Annotated in this window: 19 protein-coding genes; 5 read left to right on the forward strand and 14 right to left on the reverse strand. The window is 73.5% G+C overall.

From position 1 onward, the window contains the following. Nucleotides 1–15 precede the first annotated feature (15 nt). The 6 genes from HCC61_RS12395 to HCC61_RS12420 all read right to left on the reverse strand — a co-directional run bounded on the left by HCC61_RS12395 (nucleotide 16) and on the right by HCC61_RS12420 (nucleotide 10,167). Nucleotides 16–3,288: an SMC family ATPase gene (locus HCC61_RS12395; protein WP_169135443.1), complete on the reverse strand. Its 3,273-nt coding sequence runs from the start codon at nucleotides 3,286–3,288 to the stop codon at nucleotides 16–18. Further along, entirely contained in the window at nucleotides 3,285–4,520 is a 1,236-nt protein-coding gene (locus HCC61_RS12400) for an exonuclease SbcCD subunit D (RefSeq protein WP_169135444.1), read from the reverse strand. Before HCC61_RS12400 ends, HCC61_RS12395 begins: the two co-directional genes overlap by 4 nt. A gap of 251 nt (nucleotides 4,521–4,771) precedes the next feature. Further along, nucleotides 4,772–5,602, reverse strand: a complete 831-nt coding sequence (locus HCC61_RS12405) for an SDR family NAD(P)-dependent oxidoreductase (RefSeq protein ID WP_169135445.1) — start codon at nucleotides 5,600–5,602, stop codon at nucleotides 4,772–4,774. A 149-nt stretch (nucleotides 5,603–5,751) separates the two neighbouring features. Continuing rightward, on the reverse strand, nucleotides 5,752–7,596 hold the full coding sequence (gene asnB, locus HCC61_RS12410) for an asparagine synthase (glutamine-hydrolyzing) (RefSeq protein ID WP_169135446.1): 1,845 nt from the start codon (nucleotides 7,594–7,596) through the stop codon (nucleotides 5,752–5,754). Between the two features lie 184 nt (nucleotides 7,597–7,780). Beyond that, on the reverse strand, nucleotides 7,781–9,367 hold the full coding sequence (locus HCC61_RS12415; protein ID WP_169135447.1) for an MFS transporter: 1,587 nt from the start codon (nucleotides 9,365–9,367) through the stop codon (nucleotides 7,781–7,783). A gap of 173 nt (nucleotides 9,368–9,540) precedes the next feature. Continuing rightward, entirely contained in the window at nucleotides 9,541–10,167 is a 627-nt protein-coding gene (locus tag HCC61_RS12420) for a YigZ family protein (protein ID WP_169135448.1), read from the reverse strand. Between the two features lie 99 nt (nucleotides 10,168–10,266). Here HCC61_RS12420 and HCC61_RS12425 point away from each other — a divergent pair, with 99 nt between their 5' ends. Further along, nucleotides 10,267–10,674: a CoA-binding protein gene (locus HCC61_RS12425; RefSeq protein ID WP_169135449.1), complete on the forward strand. Its 408-nt coding sequence runs from the start codon at nucleotides 10,267–10,269 to the stop codon at nucleotides 10,672–10,674. Between the two features lie 34 nt (nucleotides 10,675–10,708). Continuing rightward, nucleotides 10,709–11,224 (forward strand): GNAT family N-acetyltransferase, encoded by a 516-nt coding sequence (locus tag HCC61_RS12430; protein ID WP_169135450.1) that lies wholly within the window; start codon nucleotides 10,709–10,711, stop codon nucleotides 11,222–11,224. A 118-nt stretch (nucleotides 11,225–11,342) separates the two neighbouring features. Here HCC61_RS12430 and HCC61_RS12435 read toward each other — a convergent pair whose 3' ends face one another. Together HCC61_RS12435 and HCC61_RS12440 are read right to left on the reverse strand one after the other, a co-directional pair. Next, complete coding sequence (locus tag HCC61_RS12435; protein ID WP_169135451.1) at nucleotides 11,343–11,906, reverse strand: YbaK/EbsC family protein; 564 nt, start codon at nucleotides 11,904–11,906, stop codon at nucleotides 11,343–11,345. 85 nt (nucleotides 11,907–11,991) lie between these two features. After that, on the reverse strand, nucleotides 11,992–12,564 hold the full coding sequence (locus HCC61_RS12440; RefSeq protein WP_169135452.1) for an XRE family transcriptional regulator: 573 nt from the start codon (nucleotides 12,562–12,564) through the stop codon (nucleotides 11,992–11,994). A gap of 102 nt (nucleotides 12,565–12,666) precedes the next feature. On the opposite strand from HCC61_RS12440, the gene HCC61_RS12445 reads away from it, so the two are divergent. After that, nucleotides 12,667–13,536, forward strand: coding sequence for a DMT family transporter (locus HCC61_RS12445; protein ID WP_169135453.1), 870 nt, complete (start codon nucleotides 12,667–12,669; stop codon nucleotides 13,534–13,536). 177 nt (nucleotides 13,537–13,713) lie between these two features. On the opposite strand, the gene HCC61_RS12450 is transcribed toward HCC61_RS12445, so the two are convergent. Then, on the reverse strand, nucleotides 13,714–14,517 hold the full coding sequence (locus HCC61_RS12450; protein ID WP_169135454.1) for an acyltransferase: 804 nt from the start codon (nucleotides 14,515–14,517) through the stop codon (nucleotides 13,714–13,716). Between the two features lie 57 nt (nucleotides 14,518–14,574). Between HCC61_RS12450 and HCC61_RS12455 the strand changes: the two genes are divergently transcribed. Further along, a complete protein-coding gene (locus tag HCC61_RS12455; protein ID WP_169135455.1) occupies nucleotides 14,575–15,117 on the forward strand; it encodes a gamma carbonic anhydrase family protein in 543 nt (180 codons plus the stop codon). Nucleotides 15,118–15,277: 160 nt separating this feature from the next. On the opposite strand, the gene HCC61_RS12460 is transcribed toward HCC61_RS12455, so the two are convergent. The 5 genes from HCC61_RS12460 to HCC61_RS12480 all read right to left on the reverse strand — a co-directional run bounded on the left by HCC61_RS12460 (nucleotide 15,278) and on the right by HCC61_RS12480 (nucleotide 19,239). Continuing rightward, nucleotides 15,278–15,976: a DedA family protein gene (locus HCC61_RS12460; RefSeq protein ID WP_169135684.1), complete on the reverse strand. Its 699-nt coding sequence runs from the start codon at nucleotides 15,974–15,976 to the stop codon at nucleotides 15,278–15,280. A gap of 189 nt (nucleotides 15,977–16,165) precedes the next feature. Then, on the reverse strand, nucleotides 16,166–16,621 hold the full coding sequence (locus HCC61_RS12465; protein ID WP_169135456.1) for a DUF4442 domain-containing protein: 456 nt from the start codon (nucleotides 16,619–16,621) through the stop codon (nucleotides 16,166–16,168). 71 nt (nucleotides 16,622–16,692) lie between these two features. Beyond that, entirely contained in the window at nucleotides 16,693–17,541 is an 849-nt protein-coding gene (locus tag HCC61_RS12470) for a fused MFS/spermidine synthase (RefSeq protein WP_169135457.1), read from the reverse strand. Nucleotides 17,542–17,774: 233 nt separating this feature from the next. Beyond that, nucleotides 17,775–18,950 carry an elongation factor Tu gene (gene tuf, locus HCC61_RS12475; RefSeq protein WP_169135458.1) on the reverse strand — a complete coding sequence of 392 codons (1,176 nt, stop codon included), beginning with the start codon at nucleotides 18,948–18,950 and terminating at the stop codon, nucleotides 17,775–17,777. A 109-nt stretch (nucleotides 18,951–19,059) separates the two neighbouring features. Next, nucleotides 19,060–19,239 (reverse strand): hypothetical protein, encoded by a 180-nt coding sequence (locus HCC61_RS12480; protein WP_169135459.1) that lies wholly within the window; start codon nucleotides 19,237–19,239, stop codon nucleotides 19,060–19,062. A gap of 219 nt (nucleotides 19,240–19,458) precedes the next feature. On the opposite strand from HCC61_RS12480, the gene HCC61_RS12485 reads away from it, so the two are divergent. Further along, nucleotides 19,459–20,292, forward strand: coding sequence for a TVP38/TMEM64 family protein (locus HCC61_RS12485; protein ID WP_346777154.1), 834 nt, complete (start codon nucleotides 19,459–19,461; stop codon nucleotides 20,290–20,292). Nucleotides 20,293–20,310 lie beyond the last annotated feature (18 nt).

Genomic DNA, 20,310 nt, shown 5'->3' on the forward strand with positions numbered 1-20,310 from the left:
CGGTTTTCTGCGCGGTCAGCCGTCCACCGGGGCGGAGCGGTGGTGAAGTGCGGAGCCATAACGGGACTTGGCGACCTCCAGCTGTACGGGGATGCGCCGGCGCAGGTCGGGGACGTGACTGACGATGCCGACGCAACGGTCCCGCTCCCGCAGGGAGTCCAGGACGTCGAGGATCTCGTCGAGGGTCTGCTCGTCGAGGCTGCCGAAGCCCTCGTCGATGAAGAGCGTCTCCAGCCTGGTGCCTCCCGCCTCGTCGGTGACGACGTCCGCGAGGCCCAGCGCCAGCGCGAGCGACGCCGAGAACGTCTCGCCCCCGGACAGCGTCGCCGTGTCGCGCTCCGCTCCCGTCCACGCGTCGATGACGTGCAGCCCGAGGCCGGAGCGCGCCCCGCCGCCGGAGCGGGCGTCGGAGTGCACGAGGCTGTAGCGGCCCGCGGACATCCGCGCCAGGCGCGCGCTCGCGGCGGCGGCGACCTGCTCCAGGCGTGCGGCCAGCACGTAGGACTCCAGCCGCATCCGCCGCTCGTTCTCCGCTGAGGTGCCCGCCGTCAGGCCGGCGAGGCGCGCGACGTGCTCGTATCTCTCGCGCAGCGGGGCGAGTTCGCGTACGGAGGCGGTGGCGCGGGAGCTGAGCCCGTCCAGTTCGGCACAGCGCGTACGGGCGGCGTCCTCCGCGGCGGAGGCCTCGCGGAGGCGGCGGGTCGACTCCTCGACGGCGCTCTGGGCGGCGTCGGGGTCGGCGGCGGGCAGCGCGTCCGCAGCGGCGAGGCCGGGATCCGCCAACTCGGCCGCCACACCCGCCTCGGCGGCTCGCCACTCCTCCAACCTGGCCTCCATCGCGCGCTGTTGCTCGTCGCCGAGCAGCGCCTCGGCGGCCGTGGACGGGCTGTCGAATCCGGCACGGGCGGCGGCGTCCGCCAGCTGCGCGACGGCCTCCTCCAGGCGGCGTGCCTCCTCCTGTGCTCTGCGGGCCGCTTCGGCGGCGCCGTCGAGGAGCCGGGCACGACGCTGTAGGACCTCGGCGCGCTCGGCGACGCTGGGTGCGTCGCCGCGCGCCTTGTCCAACTCGGCCGTAAGCGAGGCCCGTTCGCGCTGGAGCGCTTCGCGGTGCGACGTACGGGCGGCACCGCGGCGCTCCGCGTCCTGGTGCCGGTCGAGGCGCTGGGCGTGCTCGCGCTCGGCGCGGGCGAGGGACTCGCGTGCGGCATGGGCGTCTGCCGCTTCGTCGTGCGCCCGTCGGTGTGCCTCTTCCCATTCGGCAACGGCCGCAGCGAGCTTGCCCGTCTCTTCGTCCTGTGACCCGGCGCGGGCCGCGGCGAGTTCCTCCCGCACCGCGCGGGCGTCCGCATCGGCCTCCTCGCGTGCCGTCTCGGCGCCTCGGTACGCGGCGAGCGCTGCGTCCTCGGCGGACTGGCCCACGGCTCCGTCGCCGGGGCGCGCGGGCGCCGGGTGCTCCGTGGCGCCGCACACCGTGCACGGCTCGCCCGCGCGCAGCTCCGCGGCGAGTTCGGCGGCGATGCCCCGGAGCCGCCGGTCCTTGAGCCGCAGCCACTCCTCGTGGGCGGACGCTGCCACCTCGCGTGCCTTCAGCAGCCGCTGCCCGGCGTCCTCGGCCTGCTGGGCGAGTTCGTCGCGGCGCCGTGCGGCGGCGAGGCGCAGCCTCGCGGGCTCCAGCTGTCCCGCGAGTTGTTCGGCGCGGGTGGCGGCCTCCTGCGCGGTGTCGATGCGGCGCTGGAGTGCGTGGCGCTCGCCCTCCCAGCCCGCGAGCCATGCGGAGGTCTCGCGCAGGGCGTCCTCGTCCGTACGCGATTCGCGCTCCAGCGTGGCGAGTTCGCCGTCGATGGCTGTGCGGCGCTGCTCGGCGCGGCGGGCGGCGTCCAGGGAGCCGAGCTCCTCTCTGTACTCCCCCGCGAGCCGGGTCAGCTCGCGAACGGGTGCCTCGCCGAAGTCGGGCGGCAGCTGCGCTCGGTGGCGGGTCTGCTCGGCCTGCGCCTCCTCATGTGCCGACGCCGCCGACTCGTGCAGGGCCACCGCGGGGGCCACGGCCGCCGCCGCGCGGGCGCGTGCCAGCCGCTCGCGGGTCTCCTCGCGCTCGGCGGCACGGGCCTCCAGGTCGCGGGCGCGCTCCCGGGCGTCGGCGAACCGGCGCTGGCGGCCGGCCAGTTCGCGGCTCTCCGCCAGCTCGGACATGGCCTCGGCGTGGGCCGTCTCGGCGGCGGAGGAGGAGATCGCGGCGATGTCGAGGCGTTCGCGGGCGCCGGCGCGGGCCAGCGCCGCCCATTCCAGTACCGCCGCCGTCAGCCCCGGGTCACCGGCCGCCGGGGCGGCGTCGCCATGGCTGCTGCTCCCGGTGCCGCCGCCCTTGTTGCCGCCGCGCGTGCCGTTGCCGCCGCGCGTGCCGTTGCCGCCGCGCGTGCCGTTGGCGCCGCCGTCGCGGGCTCGGGAGGCGCGCTCCGTCCGTGCATCCGCGCGGGGCCGCTGCCCCGGAAGGCCGCCGGGCCCGGCCCGGCCGTGACCTCCACCGTCCCCGTCCGCCTCCTCGACCTCGCCCGCGCCCGCGCCCGCGGAGAGCACCGCGCCCGGTGCCGGCAGTCCGCCGAGCCCGCCACCGGTGCCCATGGCCTGCCGCATCCGATGCAGAAGGCCCAGCAGCGCCTCGTCACCGGCCCGCACCTCGTCCTGGGCTCCGCGGCGCATCCGCGCCAACTGCTCCTCCGCGGCGGCGAACCGGCCGGTGTCGAAGAGCCGCCCGAGCAGCTTGGCCCGGTCCTCCGCACTGGCCCGCAGGAACCGCGCGAAGTCCCCCTGCGGAAGCAGCACCACCTGGCAGAACTGCTCACGGCTCATGCCCGTGAGCTGGGCGATCTCCTCGCCGATCTCCTGGTGGGAGCGGCTCAGGCCCTGCCACTGCCCGGCGCCCGCGTCGTACTCACGCAGCCATGACTGGGCTCGCTCCTTCGTCGAGCCGCTGCCGCGCCGCTTGGGCCGGCTCTGCTCGGGACGGCGGGTGATCTCCAGCCGGCGCCCGGAGACCGTCAGGTCCAGCACGACCTCGGTCAGCGTGCCCGGCGCGGCGTGGTCGCTGCGCAGCGTGCCGCCCGGCTGCTGCCGCGCGCCCGGAACGGTGCCGTACAACGCGAAGCAGACGGCGTCGAGCACGGACGTCTTGCCCGCGCCCGTCGGACCGTGCAGCAGGAAGAGGCCCGCCGCCGACAGCGCGTCGAAGTCCACGTGCTCGGTGCCGGCGAAGGGCCCGAAGGCAGTGACCGTCAGGCTGTGCAGCCTCATGCGCGGACCTCCGCCTGATCCGCCGGGTGGCGCTCGCCCGCCCCTACCCGTGCCTGCGCCGGCTGCTCCGACTCGCCCGCCGCGGCCTCTTCGGCACGGGCCGCCTCGAGGGCGTCGCCCAGCATCCGGCGCTCCCGGCTGTCCGCGACGCGGCCCGTACGGACGTGTCCCACGAAGTCCTCGGCGATCTCCTGGTCGCTGCGGCCCTTCAGCCGCCGGGCGTACGAGGCGGGCGCCTGCGTCTGCTCGGTGGGCTCCGGGTCGAAGACGAGGCTGACGATGTGCGGAAAGCGCTCGGACAGGCGCGCCATCGGCGCGTGCGGCCGTGCCGCGTCGGTGAGCGTGGCCTCCACCCACGACTCCTCGTGCCCGGCGTGGGACGGCTCGTCGAGCAGCTGCTCCAGGCTGCCGCGGATGCGGACCAGGGGGCGGGGCACGGGACAGTCGATGCGGCGTGCGCCCAGGCCGCCGGTCGCGTCGAGGTCGACGAGCCACATGGACTTGCGGTGGGCGGCCTCGGAGAAGGAGTACGCGAGCGGCGAACCCGAGTAGCGCACGCGCTCGCTGATGGTCTGACAGCCGTGCAGATGACCGAGCGCGGCGTAGTCGACTCCGTCGAAGACCGAGGCGGGCACGGAGGCCACTCCCCCGACGGTGATGTCCCGCTCGCTGTCGGAGGATTCGCCTCCGTGGACGAAGGCATGGGCGAGCACCACCGAACGCGTCCCCGGCGGCCGGGAGTTCAGGTCGTCGCGCACCCGGTCCATGGCGGCGCGCAGCACGGCGGTGTGGCCGCCCGCCTCCGCGCCCAGCCCGGCGGCGACGAGCGACGGCTCCAGATACGGCAGCCCGTAGCAGGCGACTTCGCCGTGCGCGTCCGCCAGCAGGACAGGCGTGCCGCAGCCCTCCGGGTCCGTACGCAGGTGGATGCCCGCGTGCTTCATCAGGCCGGAGCCGACGCCCAGTCGCCGCGCCGAGTCGTGGTTGCCGGAGATCATGACGGTGGGGACGCCCAATTCGGCGAGCCCGTGCAGTGCCTCGTCGAAGAGGGAGACGGCGGACAGCGGCGGAACCGCCCGGTCGTAGACGTCCCCGGCGACGAGAACCGCGTCGACCCGCTCCCGCTCGGCGGTGGCGAGGAGATGGGCGAGGAACTCCCGCTGCGCGTCGAGGAGACTCACGCGGTGAAAGCTCCGCCCCAGATGCCAGTCCGATGTGTGCAGCAATCTCACAGCACTGATCCCGCCAGCACGCGCCTCTCCCCGGTCGTCAGGTCGCCCGATCTCTCCCCTGGTCTACCAGCAGGCACTGACAACGCGGCAATCGCCCGCAGGCGCAGGGGCGTTACGGCGTCCCGGGACCGACGGCCCGAACGCCCGGGGAGCGCGCTGAAGTTGAGCCCGTGTCAGGTGAGGCGGCGGCCGGCCCTGCCCTCTCGACACAGCGCGGATACCGACTCGTGAACCGGCGCGCGCCGGGCCCGTCACTCCTGTACGGGACGCAGCCGCAGCCCCTGCATGCCCCCGTCGACGGCGAGTTCGGTGCCCGTCGTGGCACCGGCCGACGGCCCGGCCAGATAGCACACCGCGGCGGCGACCTCCTCGGCGGAGACCAGCCGCCCCATGGGCTGCCTCGCCTCCAGCGCGGCACGCTCGGCATCCGGGTCGGGAGCGGACCGCAGCAGCCGTCCGATCCAAGGCGTGTCCGCCGTACCGGGGTTGACGCAGTTGACCCGGACTCCCTCGCGGATGTGGTCGGCGGCCATCGCGCGCGTGAGGGCGAGGACGGCGCCCTTGCTGGCGGAGTAGAGGGCTCGCTGCGGCAGTCCGGCGGTCGCGGCGATGGAGCAGGTGTTGACGACGGCGGCGCCAACGGCCGCAGGACCGCCACCCGCCGCAGAACCGCCGCCGTCCGGCGCGGCCGCCGCGCGGCGCAGCAGCGGCAGGGCGGCGGCGCTGACCCGGGCGATGCCCGTCACGTTGACGTCCAGGACGTGGCGCCACTCGTCGTCGTCATTGTCCTCGACGGTTCCCTGCGCGCCGATTCCGGCGTTGTTGACCAGGACGTCCAGACGTCCGTGCCGTTCACCCATGGAGTGGACCGCGTCCCGCACCGAAGCCCGGTCGGTCACGTCGCAGCGCAGGCACTCAAGGCCGTCCGGCACTTCGTCCACCGACAGGTCCAGCACGTACACCTGCGCCCCGCGGCGGGCCAGTTCGCTTGCGACGGCCAGGCCGATGCCGGAGGCGCCTCCGGTCACGGCGGCCACCCTGCCGTCGAACTCGCCCCCGGGGATTGCCGCTTGCCGGATCATGACCGCCTCGCCGTCCTTCGTACGTGCCCCTGCCGCGCCTGCCCGCGCGCCGCACGCGGTGAGGGCGCCCGTGATACTCCCCGGGTCACGGCCACGGGCCGCCGGCCCCGCCCCCGGGTGTGCGTCCTCACCGCATCCTGGCGGTGCGCTCAGGAGAGCGTAATTGCTGGTGCGTACATGTCCATCCACACGGCCAGATCCAGGGTGTGCTCCAGGCCGCGCCTGCGTCCGGGCGAGAGCTCCGCGCTCTCCGCTTCCACGGCTTCCTTCAGCCAGCGGCGGCTGACGAGTTCGAAGACCGGGTGGGCGGGACGGGCCAGCAGGTCCATGGCCGACTTCTGCACGGCGACGAGGTAGCCCGGATCCTGTGTCGACGGGTACGGGCTCTTGACCCGGTCGTGGACGGAACGCGGCAGCACGTCCTTCGTGGCCTCGCGCAGGAGGCTCTTCTCCCTGCCGTCGAAGGACTTCAGGCTCCACGGCGTGTTGTAGACGTACTCGACGAGCCGGTGGTCGCAGAAGGGGACGCGCACCTCCAGCCCGACGGCCATGCTGGCGCGGTCCTTGCGGTCGAGCAGCACGCGGACGAACCGGGTCAGGTGCAGGTAGCAGATCTGCCGCTTGCGGAACTCGAAGTCGCTCTCGCCCTCCGCCCGCTGGATGCCTCGGACGGCGTCGTTGTAGCCGTCCCGTGTGTACGTCCTCAGATCGAGCGCGTCGCGGGCCTCCTCGGTGAGGAAGTCGCTGTGCTCCCCGAGCCGTTCCCTCACCCGCACCAGCCAGGGGAAGGTCTCCGCCCGGTGCGCCAGCGGATCGAAGAACTGCTTGTAGCCGCCGAACACCTCGTCGGCCGACTCCCCGGACAACGCCACCGTCGAGTGCCCGCGTATCGCCTTGAACAGCAGGTAGAGGGAGGTGTCGACGTCTCCGAGGCCCGCCGGCAGGTCGCGGGCACGCACCATCGCCGACCGCAGCCGCCGGTCGGCGAGTTCGTCCGAGCCGAGGACGATGTCCTGGTGCTGTGTGCCCGCGCTGCCGGCCACGTCGTGCACGAAGGGCCCGTCCGGGGTGCCGCGCAGACCGTCGGCGACGAAGTTCTCCGTGTGGCCCACGAAGTCCACCGCGAAGCTGCGCACGCTCTCGCCGCCCGCCGCCAGCTTCCGTGCGGCCATGCCGGTCAGCGCCGAGGAGTCGAGGCCGCCGGAGAGCAGGGTGCAGCGCGGCACGTCCGCGACGAGCTGGCGGTCGACGATGTCATCAAGCAGGTCGCGTACGCGGGCGACGGTGGTGTCCTTGTCGTCGGTGTGGGCCCGCGTCTCCAGGGTCCAGTAGCGGGTGGTGCGGATCCCGCCGCGCCCGACGGTGACGACCGTCCCGGGCTCGACCTCGCGCATGCCCTCCCAGACGGCGTGACCGGGCGTCTTGATGAAGGTGAACAGCTCGCGCAGCCCGCCGGGGCCGACCTCGCGCCGGGCGAGCGGATTGGCCAGTATCGCCTTCGGTTCCGACCCGAAGAGCACTCCGTCGTCGGTCGGGTGGTAGTAGAGGGGCTTGATGCCCATGCGGTCGCGGATCATCACGAGCCTCTGCTCGCGCTCGTCCCACACGGCGAAGGCATACATGCCGTTGAGGCGTTCGGCCACCGCCTCGCCCCACTCGAGAAAGCCGCGCAGCACGACCTCGGTGTCGGAGGCGGTGGTGAAGTGGTGGCCGCGGGTGCGCAGTTCGGAGCGCAGCTCCTCGTAGTTGTAGCACTCGCCGGAGTACACCATGGCGGCCGTGGATCCCGAGGACGCGTCGGCGCTCATGGGCTGGCGCCCGCCGGGCAGGTCGATGACGGCCAGCCTGCGATGCCCGAGCGCGGCCGGGCCCGCGATCCAGGTGCCGCTGTCGTCGGGGCCGCGGCAGGCCATCGTCTCCGTCATCGCCTCGACGGTCTCGCGTTCACGCGTCAGCTCGCGGTCGAACGAGACCCAGCCGGCGATTCCGCACATGCTCTCCCCCAGTCCGGGCCGGCAGCGGCGACCCCGGTCAAGACAGTTGCATTGGGCAACTACATCGCCAGGGTCAGCCCTAACGGTTGCCTTGGTCAACCTGATCGGCTCCGTATCCGGCCACGGCCCGACCGCAGGCGCCGCGCTGTGCGTACGCCCGACTCCGGCCTCGGCTCCCGCCGGTTCAGGCGCCGGTGCCGGCGCCGGTTCCGGTTCCGGCCTCGGCCGTCTCCCCCGTGGTCCGCCCGACCGCCAGGTCACGCGGCCGCCCCCGCTGGTACAGCAGCGCCGTCACGATCAGCCCGGCGGCGAAGAACCCGGCCGCCGTCCAGTACGCGACCGCGAAGCTGTGCACGTTCGCGCGCGCGACCAGATCGGGAGTACGGGGGTGGGTGCGCGTGTAGTCGGTGACGGCGGCCGCGGCGAGCGTGTTGAACAGCGACGTGCCCACCGAACCGCCCACCTGCTGCATGGTGTTGACGGTCGCCGAGGCCACGCCCTGGTCCCGCTTGACGACGCCCAGCGTGGCCAGGCTGATCGCGGACGGCATGACCAGGCCCAGCCCCACGCCCATCACGACCAGCGGCGGCAGCACGTGAGCCGTGTACTCGCTGTGGATGCTCAGCGCCGTCAGCCACACCAGCCCCGCCGCGGCGAGCCCCATCCCCGCCGGTACCACGGGCTTCGGGCCGATGCGCGGGATCAGCACGTTCGTGGAGAGCTGTGCCGTGATCATCAGCGCGACGACCATCGGCAGGAAGGCCAGCCCGGTGCGTACGGGCGTGTAGCCGAGCGTTCGCTGGAGGTAGTACGTCACGAAGAGGAAGACGCCGAACATGCCCGCGCCTGCGATGAAGACGCTGATGAAGGACGCCGCCCGGTTCCGGTTGCGCACCACGCGCGGCGGCAGCAGCGGATTGTCCGTACGCGACTCGTGCACGACGAAGCACGCGAGCAGCACGGCGCTCAGCGTGAGCGCAGCCCAGCACCGCCAGTCGCCCCAGCTCTCGGTGTCGGCGCTGGAGAAGCCGTAGACCAGGCAGAAGAGGCCGCCCGCGACGAGGGCCGTGCCGGGAAGGTCGAGCCGGGTCCGCCCGGACGGCCGGTGGGGCGGCAGGATCGCCATGGCGCCGATCACCCCGGCGAGGGCGATGACGACGTTGACGTACAGCGTCCAGCGCCAGGTCAGATGCTCGGTGAGCACGCCTCCCAGAAGCAGGCCGATCGCGCCGCCCGAGCCCGCGATGGCGCCGAAGATCCCGAACGCCCTTGACCGCTCGCGTGGTTGCGTGAACGTCGTCGTCAGCAGCGACAGCGCGGACGGCGCGAGCACCGCCCCGAACATGCCCTGAAGCGCGCGGGCGCCCACCAGCGCGGAGAAGCTGCCGGCGGTGCCGCCCAGCGCGGAGGCGGCGCCGAAGCCGATGAGCCCCGTGACGAAGGTCCTGCGGCGTCCGATCAGGTCGGCCAGGCGGCCGCCGAGCAGCAGCAGACTCCCGAAGGCGAGGGTGTAGGCCGTGATGATCCACTGACGGCCGTCGTTGGCGAAGCCCAGGTCGCGCTGCATGGACGGCAGGGCGATGTTCACGATCGTGGCGTCCAGCACCACCATGAGCTGGGCCAGTCCGATCACCGTCAGCGCCCACCAGCGGTGGGTGGTGCGCTCCTCGGCGCCGGTACCGGCTCCCGGGGCGGGACCAGGACCGGGACCGGGATCGGGACCGCTGCCCGCGCCGGGAGACGGAGGCGGACCGTCCGGTCTGGAGGGCATCGACGGACCTCTCGGCTCCACGGCTGTCGGGACGGAGAAAGTGACTCGCAAACGTCACGTTATGTCCGTATTCCGGGGTCCGCAAAAGATCAGCTTCGCGGGGCCCGCTGCCCGTCCCGGGTGTCCGGCCACCAGATATCCGGCCCCGGCTGCCCGGCCTCGACTGCCCGGCCTCAGGCGTCGGCGTACGCCTCGCCGCCGACCGTGAGGCGTGCCGTGCCGGCGGTGCTGTCCGCCAGCCAGCTCCGGAAGCCGTCGAGCTCCGCCTCGGGCAGGCCCAGCTCGATGGTCACCTCCGCCCCGTAGGTGACGTCGCGCACCGAACGGCCGCCGGTACGCAGGTCGTTCTCCAGCCGGCCCGCGCGCTGGTGGTCGGTGGTGACCGTCACCAGGCGGTACCGCTGCCGCACGCGGGTGCCGACCGCGTCCAGCGCCTCGCCGACGGCGCCTCCGTAGGCGCGGATCAGCCCGCCCGCGCCCAGCTTCGTACCGCCGAAGTAGCGGCTGACGACGGCGACGGCGCAGCGGACGCCGCGCCGCGTGAGCATCTGGAGCATGGGCAGTCCCGCGGTACCGCCGGGCTCCCCGTCGTCGTCGGACTTCTGGAGGCCGCCGTCCGCACCGATCACGTAAGCCCAGCAGTTGTGGGTCGCACCGGGGTGCTCCGCGCGCACCCGGGCGATGAACGCCCGCGCCTCCTCCTCGGTGGCGGCGGGTGCCAGGGCGCACACGAACCGCGAGCGGCTGACCTCCGTCTCGTGCACGCCCGTACCGGCGACGGTGACGTACTGCTCCTCCATACGGGCACCCTACGCGGGGACCCGCCGACGTCCCGTGGCGTCGTGCTGCGGCGTGCGGCGGCGGGAATCACCCGGCGGGCAACGGTCGTTGACGGGATCATGTACGCGGACACACAGACGGTACGGCGGATCCTGACCGGGTCGGGCGACACATGGGCGGTCGTGGGCCTCTCCACGAACCGGGCGCGCGCGGCGTACGGCGTCGCGGGCGTCCTCCAGCGCTTCGGCAAGCGCGTGGTGCCGGTGCATCCGAAGGCGGAGTCCGTACACGGCGAGCAGGGCTACGCGTCGCTGGCGGACATCCCCTTCCCCGTCGACGTCGTGGACGTCTTCGTCAACTCCGCACTCGCGGGACCGGTCGCCGACGAGGCGGTGCGGATCGGCGCGAAGGCCGTCTGGTTCCAGCTGGGAGTGATCGACGAGGGCGCGTACGAACGGACGCGCGCCGCGGGGCTGGAGATGGTGATGGACCGCTGTCCGGCGATCGAGATCCCGAAACTGGGATGAGCCGCCGGGTCCGGCGCCGCTATCGTGCGTGGCCGTGATCCGGACACGCATGGCGGTCCCCGGCGACGCCCCCGAGCTGGTGCGGCTGCGCCGGCTGATGTTCACGGCCATGGACGGGCGGGACGAGCCGGGCCGGTGGGAACGGGACGCGGAACGCATCGCCCGGCGCGAGCTGCACGCCGCGGCAGGCGCCGACGAGGCAGACGCCGCACGAAGCGGAACCCGGCTGGGCGCGTTCGTCGTGGACGGCGACGCACCGGGACCGGCGCATCTGGCGGCCTGCGCCGTGGGCCGGATCGAGGAGCGGCTGCCCGCGCCGAAGCACCCCGCGGGACGCTTCGGCTTCATCTTCAGCGTCTGCACCGACGAGCGCTACCGGGGGCGCGGCTGCGCGCGGGCCACCACCGAGGCGCTGCTGGACTGGTTCGCGGGCCACGGCGTGACCAGGGTCGACCTCCATGCCAGCGCTGACGCCGAACGTCTCTACCGGTCGATGGGGTTCGCCGAGCACTCGATCGCCCTCTCGCTCGACCTGTCGCGGCGCCGCTGACCGCCGCGGGCAACCGGCCGCTGACGACCGCCCGCCGACGGTCGGGAGCCGACGCCCAGCCACCGGCGGTCGGGAGCCCGCCGCAGGACGGCGCAGATGCCCGGACGCCGGCCCCCGGTCAGGGGCCCGCCGGGATGCCCAGGCCCTCCAGCACGACCGCGCCCGGCAGTTCGGCGAGCGCCTTGCCGGGGAGGATGAGCTTGCCGCGGCGGCGGCCGCTGCCGACGAGGGTCCAGGGCATGCCGGTGACGGCGGCGTCGATCAGCAGCGGCCAGCCTTCGGGGAGCCCGATCGGCGTGATGCCGCCGTACTCCATGCCGGTCTCGGCGACGGCCGTGTCCATCGGCGCGAACGACGCCTTGCGCGCCCCGAGTTGACGCCGCACCGCGCCGTTGACGTCGACGCGGGTGGTGGACGGCACGACACATGCGGCCAGTGTGCGCTCGCCGCCGCGCTTGGCGGCCACCACGACGCAGTTCGCGGAGGTGCCGACGAGGTCTTCGCCGTAGTGCTCGACGAAGACGGCGGTGTCGGCCTTCTCCGGGTCGGTGTCGACGTACAGCAGCTGATCCGCGGGAACGGTGCCCGTCCATGCCCTTACGGCGTCGGCCGCCGGACCCGTGAAGTTCCCGGCCCCGGCGGCGGGTGCGGCCGAATCGAAGTTCCCGATGGGTGCGCGCATGCGGCGCACGCTAGCACCGGAATCGAGCGGTCCGTCCTGCCGGTTGGAGGCCGCGGCGCAGCATGGCCCGGCCCGGCCGGGCAGGTCAGCGGGGCGCGGGCACGGAGACGGCCATCGTCATCTCGACGGGCTCCGTGCCCTCGTTGCGGTAGCCGTGCTCCACGTTGGCCTCGAAGGACGCGGAGGTGCCCGCGGGCACCTCGTACTCCTTGCCGTCGACGCTCAGCGTGAGCAACCCCCCGCGCACGTGCACCAGTTCCGTGGTGCCGGTCGGGTGCGGGTCGGAACGGCTGCCGTCCCCGGGCATCAGCCGCCATGCCCACAGCTCCAGCGGACCCGGCGCCTCGGTGCCCGCGAGCAGTGTGCTGTGGCTGCCCGCCTCCGTGGACCACAGCCGTACCGTCTGCTCCTCCGGTACGAGGCGCACCTGCGGCTCCTGGTCGAAGTCGAGCAGGGTGGTGATGCTCACGCCGAGCGCGTCGCCCACCTTCACGACCGTGCCCACGCTGGGGTTCGTACGGCCCTGCTCGATCTGGATCAGCATCCCCCGGCTCACGCCCGCGCGGGCCGCGAGGGCGTCCAGGGTGTAGCCGCGTTCCTGGCGCCGGCGCTTGAGGTTCCGGGCCAGGGACTGCGTGAGCTGGTCTAGGTCCGTCACAGATCCGCACACCCTCCAATATTTTGACTGTCGCAGTGCATTCTGCTGAACTACTCTGAGCTGTACTTCTCTGTTCACGTCACTGTACTGCGAGGTGTCCCGATGACCGCCGTCCTGGCCCTGGTCACCAGCCTGATGTGGGGGCTCGCCGACTTCGGAGGCGGGCTGCTGACGAGGCGCATGCCCGCGCTGACCGTGGTCGTGGTCTCCCAGGCGCTGGCGGCGGCGGTGCTCGGGGCGGTCGTGATCGCCATGGGCGGCTGGAGCGAGTGGGGCGGACAGCTGTGGTTCGCGGCGGCGGCAGGGCTCGTGGGACCGGTGGCGATGCTCGCGTTCTACAAGGCGCTCGCACAGGGCCCGATGGGCGTGGTCTCGCCGCTCGCCTCGCTGGCGGTCGTCGTCCCCGTCGCGGCAGGCCTCGCACTGGGGGAACGCCCCGGCTGGATCCAGGCCGTCGGCATCGGCGTCGCCGTCGCGGGCGTGGTCCTGGCAGGCGGCCCCGAGCTGCGCGGTGCTCCGGTGCAGCGGCAGACGGTCGTGCTCACGCTCGTCTCCGCGCTGGGCTTCGGCGCGGTGATGGCGCTGATCGAGCATGCGGGCACCGGCACCATGGCGGGGCTCTTCACCGCGCTGTTCGTGCAGCGCGTCTGCAATGTCGCGGTGGGCGGTGGCGCACTGTATGTGCAGGTCAAGCGCGGTACGCCGGCGCTGCCTCCCGGGCTGGACGTACGGGCCCTCGCCGCGGCGCTGCCCGCCCTCGCCTTCGTGGGCCTCGCGGACGTCGCCGCCAACGGCACATACATGCTCGCCACCCGGTACGGGCCCGTGACCACGGCCGCCGTCCTCGCCTCCCTCTACCCGGTCGTGACCGCGCTGGCCGCACGGGGCGTGCTGAGGGAGAAGCTGCGTGCCGTACAGACCGCGGGGGCGGGGCTGGCCCTGGTGGGCACGGTGCTGCTCGCGTCGTCCTGACGGGCCCCGGCTAGGACTGGCGCCGCGGGCCGAGGCGACCGGTGCCCCGGCTCCCGGGTCGGTGGGCTGGTCGTACGGGCCCGCCGTGCGGGTCCGCCGTGTGGACCGTCGTACGAGCCCGCCGTGGGGACCGTCGTGGGGTCCGTACCGTCGCAGGCCGTACGGACGGTGGGGCCCCTACTCCCGCTCCCCCGCGGCCGGTTCGGAGACCGCGAGCAGCTGCTCCGGCGTCACGCCGTGCGGCACCGGCACCGGCGGCGGCGTCCGCAGCGGCGGCTGCCACCCCCGCTCGCCCTCCCAGCGGCGCACGATCTTCGCGGGGGCGCCGGCGACCACGGCGTGGTCCGGGACCTCACCCCGTACCACCGCGCCCGCCGCGACCACCACGTTCCGGCCCAGCCGCGCACCCGGCAGGATCACCGCCCCGGCGCCGAGCCAGCTGCCGCGGCCGATCTCGACCGCGGCGCTGCGCGGCCACTGCTTGCCGACGGGCTCGTGAGGGTCGTCGTAGGAGTGGTTGGTCGACGTCACATACACGTACGGGCCGCAGTACACGTCGTCCCCGAAAGCGACGGCGCCCTGCACGTCCGCTATGACATGACTGCCGCGGCCGAGTACGACGCCGTCCCCGAGCGTGAGAAGCGGCTCCGGACCCAGGTCGAGATCCGGCCACATCCCGGCGGCGAGCGTGACCTCCTGCCCGATCACGCAGTGGTCGCCCAGCTCGATCCACGGCGTGCCGAAGATCGTGCCCTGCGGGAAGGCGAGCCGCGTCCCGGCCCCGATGCGCCGGAAGGCATACGGTCCGGGGCGCTGCGCGGTGACGGCACCGGCGTACTGCGCCCGGCGCCAGAGACCGTGCACCGCACGGGAGGCGAGCGAGGCGAGGGCGTTCCGGATGGATGGCACGCGGTCACGGTAGTCCGCCGGGGCGCACGCGTACCCCGCGGACCCCTGTGATCTTCCGCCCACCCATCGCATACGGTTTCAGTCAGGGGCCGGTGACGAACCGGCCGGGGAGCGAGCGGAGACGAGACGATGACGGAGCAGCGCGCGGTGATCGCGGGGGTCGGCGGCAAGGAGCCCAAGCTCGACGAGGATGCGTACGCCGCACCGACGTCCGTGGTCGTGGGAGCCGTCACCATGGGCGCGGGCTCCAGCCTCTGGTACGGGGCGGTGATGCGCGCCGACTGCGACGTGATCACGCTGGGCGAGGGCTCCAACGTCCAGGACAACTGCACGGTCCACGCCGACCCCGGGTTCCCCACGCACATCGGCTCCGGAGTGTCGGTGGGCCACAACGCGGTGCTGCACGGCTGCACCGTCGAGGACGACGTCCTCGTCGGCATGAGCGCCACGGTCCTCAACGGCGCCCGTATCGGCGCCGGTTCGCTGATCGCCGCCCACGCGCTGGTGCCGCAGGGCATGCACGTCCCGCCGGGGTCGCTGGTCGCGGGGGTGCCCGCGAAGATCAAGCGGGAGCTGACGTCCGAGGAGCTGGAGGGCGTCAAGGCCAACGCCGCCGTCTATCAGCACCTGGCCCGTACGCACCGCGACGAGATCTCACCGGCCGAAGGCTGAACCAGAACCGGAAGCGGAACCGGAAGCGGAACCGGAACCTGCGCCGGAACACCGGCCGGTCTCCGTCGTGAGTGGGCGTCGTGAGTGGGCGTCGTGAGCGGGCGTCGTGAGCGGGCGTCGTGAGCGGGCGTCGTGAGCGGGGATCCGGTGCCGGGCGGTTTCAGTCGCCCGTACGCACCGCGCCGGAACCGGCGCGGTCCCGGCCCTCTCCGGTGTCCGGCCCGCCTTCCCCCGAGGCGCCGGCCGCACGCTCCGCCTCGGCCTTACGCGCGCGCCGCCGGAGGACGATCATCGAGCCGACCCCGAACGCCACGGCGAGCAGCAGGCCCAGCCAGGAGAAGCGCTTGAGCCAGGCGTCCGCGACGATGCCTACGTAGTAGATGACGGCCGTCGTGCCGCCCGCCCACACGATGCCGCCCAGCACGTTCGCCGTGAGGAACTTCCAGTACGGCATCCTCAGCACTCCCGCGAGCGGTCCCGCGAAGATCCGCAGCAGCGCGACGAAACGGCCGAAGAAGACCGCCCACATCCCCCATCGCTCGAACGACCGCTCGGCGGTGGCGACATGGTGGGGCCCGAAGTGCCGCGGGAACTTGGCGCCGAGCCACGACAGCAGCGGCTTGCCTCCCTTGCGGCCGATCGCGTAGCCGATGGAGTCGCCGGCGATCGCTCCCGTACTGGCGCAGGCGCCGAGCACGAAGGGGTCGATCTCGCCGTGCTGGGAGGCCAGGAGCGCAGAGCTGACCAGGACGATCTCTCCCGGAAGCGGAATGCCCAGGCTCTCCAGCCCGATGACCACGCCGACCAGGAGATAGACGCTCACGGCCGGCACGCTCTCGAGCAACTCCTGGACGTGCAACTGGACTTCCTCCCGCCGGTGGTGGACGCGGGAGGCGTCGGTCGGCCGCGTCCCGCGCACGCGCCCGGAAGGCCACGGGCGCACGTGCGGGCAGCCTACTCGATGCGGGGAAACACGGGACGGCGCCGCGGAGGGCCGCCCCAGGTCACGGCGTCCGGTGCCCGCGGAGCGGCTTCGGCGGGACCGCGGTCAGGCGTGCGGGCGCAGGGTCCAGACGATCGTCATCTCACCGGTGACGGCACCGTCCTCGCGGGCGATCTTCACCTCGACCGGGAACTCGGGCCGCTCGCCCGCGTCCAGTTCGGCAAGCACGTCCGCGACGGGCCTGCCCAGCTCGGCCGTCGCGGTCACGGCACCCATGGCCAGCTTCTTGTAGCCGATCTCGGCCCGTACAGCGAGCGGCACCGCGCGCCCCAGCTGGTCGCCGAAGGCCGTGAGGACTATGGCTCCGCTCGCCGACTCGGCCAGCGTGAACATCGCGCCGGCGTGCGGGCCGCCGACGTGGTTGTGGTACGCGTCCTGGTCGGGCAGCGAGACGACGGCCCGCTCGGCGGTGGTCTCGGAGAACTCGAGACCGAGGGTGCGGACCATCGGGACGGTGTCCGCCATCATCTGGCCGACGTCGGGAAGGGAGTCTGTGGACATGGAGCGGACGTTACCACTGAGTAACCACGTCCGGCCAGGGGCGACCACCGCTGAGCGCCACGGAGCGCCGCTCAGCCGACGGTGAAGGCGCCGTCGGGCGGCTCCGGGGAGGGCACCTCGTCGCCGTCCTCGACGGGCACGGCTCCGCCGATGAGCCGCTCCAGCGCCGCTCCGTGCACGACCCGTGCCGGGAAGGCGTCCGAGGCGGCCCTGCGGGCGAGCGCGTCGACGGGGAAGGGCGTGTGCGAGGCGACCAGCACGATGTTCCCGAAGCGGCGGCCCCGCAGCACCGACGGCTCGGCCACCAGGCACAGGTGCCCGAAGACCGTGCCGAACGTGGCCAGTTGGGAGGCCGCGAAGCGGAAGGGCGCGGCGTCGGCGACGTTGAGCACGCAGATCCCCTGCTCCCGCAGGACGCGGCTCACGGCACACGCGTAGGAGACGGTGGTCAGATGCGGGGGTACGTGCATGCCGCCGTACACGTCGGCGACGGCCACGTCGGCGGAGGCGGCGGGCGAGCCGTCGAGGAAGTCGCGGGCGTCCTGATCGGACAGCGCGATTCCGGAAGCGGGCGGCAGCGGCAGGTGCTCCTGTACGAAGTCCAGCAGCGCCGCGTCGGTGTCGGCGACCCGCTGCCGCGATCCGGGCCTCGTCGCGGCCGCGTACCGCGGGAGGGTGAGGGCGCCGCCGCCCAAGTGCGTTATGTCCAGGGGGTGTTCGGGAGGTGCCGCCAGATCCAGTACGTGCGCGACCCGCCGGGCGTACTCGAACTCCAGGTGCGTGGCGTCGCGCAGATCGACGTAGGACTGTGGCGTGCCGTCGACCGTGAGCAGCCAGCCGCCCTCGCGGTCGATGTCGGGGAGCAGCTTGGCCGTGCCGCTGTGGACGGCACGGCTCACGGGTATCGGGTCTTCGTCCACCGTGCCATTGTGCGCGCGGGCAGCGCGGCCGTCGCCGGGCAGGGTCCGGGCCCCGGCTGGAACGGCGGGCACGGTCCCGACGGCCGGACAGCCCGGCAACCGAGGAGCCGGGCGGCCGACCAGCCGGACGCGGACCGGCCCGGACGCGGCGGCGGTCGCACCGCCCTACGTCCGGGCCGGTCTCTCAGGGCGTCATAGTCGGGGCCTTCACACCGGCCCGCCCTCCTCCGCCGTCACTCGTCGCCGACCCCTGTGACGGTGCCCGCCCCGACCGTGCGGCCGCCCTCGCGCACGGCGAAGCCGAGGCCCGTCTCCAGGGGCACCTCGTGCCCGAGTTCGACGCCGACCGTCACGGTGTCGCCGGGGAGCGCCACGGCGTCGGCGGCGAGCGTGACCGCGCCGGGCACATCGGCCGTACGCAGATAGAACTGCGGCCGGTATCCGCTGTGCACGGGGGTGCGGCGCCCGCCGTCCCGCGTGCTGAGCAGACGTACCCGCGCGGTGAAGCGGCGGCGGGGAGTGACGCTGCCCGGGGCGGCGACGATGTGTCCGCGCCGTACCGCGTCGCGCGGCACCCCGCGCAGCAGCAGCGCCACGTTGTCCCCGGCCTGCGCCTCCTCCATCGGCTTCCCGAACGTCTCCACACCGGTCACGACGGTCTCGGTGTCCGCTCCGAGCACCTCGGCCCGGTCGCCCACGCGCACGGTGCCGCGCTCGACGGCTCCGGTGACGACCGTGCCGCGTCCGGTGATGGTCAGCACGTTCTCGACCGGCAGCAGGAACGGCGCGTCGAGACAGCGCTCCGGGACGGGGACCCAGGTGTCGACGGCGTCCAGCAGCGCGTCGATCGCCGCCGTCCAGCGGGGATCGCCCTCCAGGGCGCGCAGCCCGGAGACCCTTACGACGGGGAGGATGCCGCCCGCGTACCCGTGTGCCGTCAGCAGCTCCCGCACCTCCAGCTCGACCAGCTCGGTCAGCTCCTCCTCCCCCGCGTCCGCCTTGTTGAGGGCGACGACGATGTGCTCGACGCCGACCTGCCGCGCCAGCAGCACATGCTCGGCGGTCTGCGGCATCACGCCGTCGACGGCGGAGACCACGAGGATCGCGCCGTCCAGCTGCGCGGCGCCGGTCACCATGTTCTTGATGAAGTCCGCGTGACCCGGCATGTCGACGTGGGCGTAGTGCCTGGTCTCCGTCTCGTACTCGACGTGCGCGATGGTGATCGTGATGCCGCGGGCCGCCTCCTCGGGCGCCTTGTCGATGCGGTCGAACGGCACGAAGGCGCCGGTGCCGCGGTCGCTGAGCACCTTGGTGACGGCCGCCGTCAGCGTCGTCTTGCCGTGGTCGACGTGCCCCATGGTGCCGATGTTCAGATGCGGCTTGGTGCGCACGTACGGCTGCTTCGCCATGTCTCTTCCTCGTCTGCTGCGCCGCGCTCGGAGGCGGCGCGGTGGGATCGGGACCCCCGGAGCCGGCCGACCCTCCCCCTGCGGGGTCCTCGGTGCGATCCGGGAAGGGTCAGCCTCGGGCGCCGTCGGCGGCCACGACGGCGGCGGCAGCAGCGGCGCCGGCGGTCACAGTGGTGGCAGCGGCGCCAGCGGCAGCGACGGCCGCGCCGCCCGCCGCGAACGAGAAAGCGGCAGCCCTGAGCACGCCCGCTGCCGCGGGCCGTGCCGAGTGGAGGGACTGCCGGAACATGACCTTGATGCTGGCGCCCCAACAGCCGTACGTCGACTGATTTTTCTCACACCGCCACCCCGTACGGGGCGGTGTGCGGCGTCTTCGCGAAGCCACCGCTCACAGCGGGAGAAGCCGTCTGCTGACTCGTGTGATCCGGCAGCGGAAGTGACCGTTCCGCAAAGAAGCGATGTTCGTCCTGCCCGGCGAGCGGTCATATTCGTCGGTTACGCTCGCCGCGTGTCCGTCCCCGCCACGCAGCAGTCAGACGGTCTCCCCAGCCGGCTGGCGCAGACGCTGCTCTCCCCGAGGTGCAGGCTGGCAGCACTGCTGGTGCTGCTGTCGGCCGCGGCGATATCGATGCTGGTGTACGAGCCGCAGCAGTACGTCACCGAGGGGCTGCCCGCCCATCTCTCGGGCGCGCTCGCGGGCTTCCTCTTCACGCTGTCGTACGGACTGTGCACCGCGGCCTTCGTGCCGCGCCCCGTGCTCAACGTCGCCGCGGGCGCCCTCTTCGGCACCCAGGCCGGGACGGTGGCGGCCGTCGTGGGCACGGTCATCGGCTCCGGCATCTCCTTCGGCCTCGGCAGGGTCCTCGGCCAGGACGCCCTCCGCCCGCTGCTGCGGGCACGCTGGCTGACCGCCGCGGACCGGCAGTTGAGCGGCCACGGCTTCCGGTCGATGCTCTTCATCAGGCTGCTTCCCGGGGTGCCGTTCGCGGCCTCCAACTACGGCGCCGCCGTCTCCCGTATGGGATGGACCGCCTACCTGGCCGCGACCGCGCTCGGCGTCATCCCCAACACCGCCGCCTATGTGGTCGCCGGCAGTCACGCCGCGGCGCCCACCTCGCCCGTCTTCATCGCCGCCTTCGCCTTCATCGCGCTCTCCGGCCTCGGAGGCGCCGTACTGGCGTGGCGCAAGCGGGCGGTGCTGCGCGATGCGGTGGCGGACCGTGCGGCGTTCCCGGACGGGGCTCCGGCGGCGGGCGCGACCGCCGTCGCCGACGTGGCCCCGGCCTCCGCGACGGCCCCAAGTGCGGGTGCGCGGGGCCGTGTTCACAGCGAGCGCGTCTGACGTAGCCGAGCCCGCGGC

Source organism: Streptomyces sp. HNM0575, from assembly GCF_012726265.1.
GTDB lineage: Bacteria > Actinomycetota > Actinomycetes > Streptomycetales > Streptomycetaceae > Streptomyces.

Bases quoted from the DNA above. Each gene is read 5' to 3' on its own strand.
- HCC61_RS12425 (WP_169135449.1), top strand. From the start codon at position 10,267: ATGTACGCGGACACACAGACGGTACGGCGGATCCTGACCGGGTCGGGC.
- HCC61_RS12420 (WP_169135448.1), bottom strand. From the start codon at position 10,167: ATGGAGGAGCAGTACGTCACCGTCGCCGGTACGGGCGTGCACGAGACG.
- HCC61_RS12465 (WP_169135456.1), bottom strand. From the start codon at position 16,621: ATGTCCACAGACTCCCTTCCCGACGTCGGCCAGATGATGGCGGACACC.
- HCC61_RS12455 (WP_169135455.1), top strand. From the start codon at position 14,575: ATGACGGAGCAGCGCGCGGTGATCGCGGGGGTCGGCGGCAAGGAGCCC.
- HCC61_RS12395 (WP_169135443.1), bottom strand. From the start codon at position 3,288: ATGAGGCTGCACAGCCTGACGGTCACTGCCTTCGGGCCCTTCGCCGGC.
- HCC61_RS12450 (WP_169135454.1), bottom strand. From the start codon at position 14,517: ATGCGATGGGTGGGCGGAAGATCACAGGGGTCCGCGGGGTACGCGTGC.
- HCC61_RS12415 (WP_169135447.1), bottom strand. From the start codon at position 9,367: ATGCCCTCCAGACCGGACGGTCCGCCTCCGTCTCCCGGCGCGGGCAGC.
- HCC61_RS12445 (WP_169135453.1), top strand. From the start codon at position 12,667: ATGACCGCCGTCCTGGCCCTGGTCACCAGCCTGATGTGGGGGCTCGCC.
- tuf (WP_169135458.1), bottom strand. From the start codon at position 18,950: ATGGCGAAGCAGCCGTACGTGCGCACCAAGCCGCATCTGAACATCGGC.
- asnB (WP_169135446.1), bottom strand. From the start codon at position 7,596: ATGTGCGGAATCGCCGGCTGGGTCTCGTTCGACCGCGAGCTGACGCGT.
- HCC61_RS12480 (WP_169135459.1), bottom strand. From the start codon at position 19,239: ATGTTCCGGCAGTCCCTCCACTCGGCACGGCCCGCGGCAGCGGGCGTG.
- HCC61_RS12435 (WP_169135451.1), bottom strand. From the start codon at position 11,906: ATGCGCGCACCCATCGGGAACTTCGATTCGGCCGCACCCGCCGCCGGG.
- HCC61_RS12405 (WP_169135445.1), bottom strand. From the start codon at position 5,602: ATGATCCGGCAAGCGGCAATCCCCGGGGGCGAGTTCGACGGCAGGGTG.